Origin of the sequence: Chitinimonas sp., from assembly GCF_041904975.1 — a bacterium.
Lineage (GTDB): Bacteria > Pseudomonadota > Gammaproteobacteria > Burkholderiales > Chitinimonadaceae > Chitinimonas.
The window spans coordinates 1-2,778 of the sequence record NZ_JAYRLZ010000396.1 but is presented as its reverse complement, the minus strand read 5'-3'; the positions used below and the strand labels follow the sequence as shown (position 1 = coordinate 2,778).

2 protein-coding genes and 1 pseudogene are annotated in these 2,778 nt (G+C 60.4%); all 3 read left to right on the top strand.

Annotated elements, in window-relative coordinates; translation table 11 throughout:
* Nucleotides 1–214 precede the first annotated feature (214 nt).
* Nucleotides 215–1,525, top strand: a complete 1,311-nt coding sequence (locus ACE3OH_RS21355; RefSeq protein WP_374358003.1) for a GDSL-type esterase/lipase family protein — start codon at nucleotides 215–217, stop codon at nucleotides 1,523–1,525.
* A gap of 62 nt (nucleotides 1,526–1,587) precedes the next feature.
* A pseudogene (locus ACE3OH_RS21350) lies at nucleotides 1,588–1,698 on the top strand (superoxide dismutase); the annotation flags it as partial.
* A gap of 156 nt (nucleotides 1,699–1,854) precedes the next feature.
* The coding region (locus tag ACE3OH_RS21345) for a hypothetical protein (RefSeq protein WP_374358000.1) at nucleotides 1,855–2,778 on the top strand (924 nt) is incomplete at its 3' end.

The window sequence follows — 2,778 nt, the reverse complement described above, 5'->3', positions numbered from 1 at the left end:
GTTGCGCACTGAGGTAGATCACTACCTTGCGTGCACAACGCCTTGCGCCTGGCGGCTTTCCGACGAAACGCGATCCGCCGGCAAAACGTCAACAGAGCCTAGCCTGGCACGCTGTCGTGCGCGGTTTGCATGGTAGCCATGCAAGGTATGGCGCTGTGCTCCGGGTCGGTTTGCGCCAGACTGCGCGCCTTGTCAACACATTGGGATGCCACCCATGTCTGCCTCCATTCGCACGCGCCTACTCGCCAATCTGCCCCGGCCTGCTGCCCGCCTGGGCTGGCTGCTCGGTGCGTGGCTGCTCGGCATGGTGACGACAGCGGCCGCCGCTGAGCCGGCACTGCGCTGGGTGGGTAGCTGGTCGACAGCACCACAGGCGGCGTTTCCCAAGGGCCAGGTGCGCTATCGGGAGCAGACCGTGCGCTTGGTGGTGCGCAGCAGCCTGGGCGGGAGTGGTGCTCGCCTGCGGATTTCCAACCAGCATGGCGATCAGCCTCTGCGCATCGGTGCGGTACAGCTGGCTCGCCGCGCGCAGGGAGCCGATGTGCTTGCCGGCAGCAGCCAGGCAGTGCTGTTCAACGGAAAGGCCGAGGTCACCATTGCAGCGCATGGCAGTGTGCTCAGCGACCCGGTGGCCATGGTGGTGCCCGCGCTCACCGAGTTGGCGGTGAGTATCTACCTGCCGGATGCGACGGCCTCGACCAGTCATCTACTTGGCTTGCAGCCAAGCTATCTATGGGCCGGGCGCGGCAATGCGGTGGCACGCGAGCGCTGGCGCGGCGCAACGGTCAAGCATAGCTGGCCGTTTCTGACAGGTATCGAGGTGGCGCGTGATGATGCGGCATTCAGCATCGTCGCCTTTGGCGACTCCCAGGTTGATGGCGATGGCGCGGCCAACGATGCCTACCAGCGCTGGACCGATGTGCTGGCCGAACGTCTGCAGCAGGCGGGGATGACGCATATCGGCGTGTTGAACCAGGGCCTGATCGGTAATCGCTTGCTGCGCGATGCGCCAGTGTCGCCGCAATTCGGCCAGCTGTTCGGCCGCGCGGGCTTGGTGCGCTTTCAACAGGCTGTGCTTGATCAGCCAGCGGTGGGCCATGTGATCGTGCGGTTGGGCATCAACGATCTTGGCTTTGCTGGCTCGTTTGCGCCTGAGTCCGAAGCGGTTAGTGTCGATCAGCTGATTGCCGGGTATCGCCTGCTGATTGCAGCAGCCCATGCCAAGGGGATACGCATCTACGCCAGCACCCTGTCGCCATTTCAGGATGCCGATTTGGGCAAGCCGGGTTACTACCAGGCCAGCAAGGAGCCACTAAGGCTGGCCGTCAATGCCTGGCTACGGGAAAGCCAGCAATTCGATGGATTGGTTGATTTTGATGCGGTATTGCGTGACCCGAGCCAGCCCGCCCGTCTGAACCCGGTATTTGATAGTGGCGATCATATTCACCCGAATGCGGCAGCCTATCGGGCCATGGCCGAGGCAATCCCGCTATCCTGGTTTAGCGAGCACCCGGCTCCGCAATAGCCCGTGTTGGCGCCATTCATGGGTTTGGTTTCATGTGATCATGTTCCGTCTCGCAGCTGGCCGATCTGCAAGGCCGCTCCTTGATGCTGCATATGGGCGGCGATAACCATGCCGATCACCCCGCACCGCTTGGTGGTGGTGGCGCACGGGTGGTGTGCGGCGTCAGCAAATAGCGCGTTTGCGACAGATGCGCCGGCAAGCAGCCGATGCATCTGGCAGAGCGTCCGGCTCCTGACTAGATTGATGTGTCCGCTGGTACGTATGCATCAATCTCGACACTGTTCCAGCAGATGCGTGTTTCGCATGCCGTGTCGGCCAAGGAGAAGGCGATGGATAGTCTGTTTGGGCCATTCCAGTTGTTGGCGAGCAAGCTGAGCTTCAGCAAAAAGTTTTTGCTGATTTTCATCGCCGCCATTGTCCCCGGCTTGGTATTCCTGATTCTGGCAACCCAGCACAGCCAGGCAGAGATACTGCGTGATGAAGAGGAGATTGCAGGCGCGCGCTATTTGCTGTCGGTTTCACCATTGGCCGATGCAATACGCCTGCACCGTGGCTTGGTGCGCCGAGCCCAAGCTGGCGATGCGGTAGCCAAAAGCGCGATACCGGCAGCCGCATCGAAGGTCGATGCCTTGTTGCAAACCTTGATGGCGCAAAAGACATTTCACCAGGCCGAGCAATGGCAGGACAAGATGGAGCGGCTGGCGAAGGATTGGGCCAGCGTGCGTGGCAACTGGTCAACCCTGTCGGCCAATGCGGCATTCAATGCACATAGCGCGGTGGTTTCGCAGTTGAATGAATACCGTCACCATGTCGCCGGCGATACCGGTTTGCTGCTAGACCCGGAGTCTGCTGCTTATTACCAGGTGGTGATTCTGTTCGATGACTTGCCGCTCCTGGAAGATCAACTCAGCAAGGTGCGCGGTCTGGTGAGTGCCGGTGCGACGGCATCAGCGGATCAGGCGGAAGCATTCGCCCGTACCGATATGCTGGTCAATGATTTGTTGCCGCACAGCCTGGCCCGCATCAACAATAACCTTCAGCTGCTCAAGGACGATTACCCCGATAAAGCCAAATTGCTACTGGGCCAGTGGGAGACGATCGAGAAGGCAATTGAGCAACTGAATGCCATGGTGAACCGCGAGGTTCTTTCCCAACCTGGCAAGCCATACGATGGCAAAGCCTTTTTCAGCCAGGCCAGCCAGATAATCGATCAAGTGGACGGCATCGAACGCTTTATCACCGAGCAAGGCGTG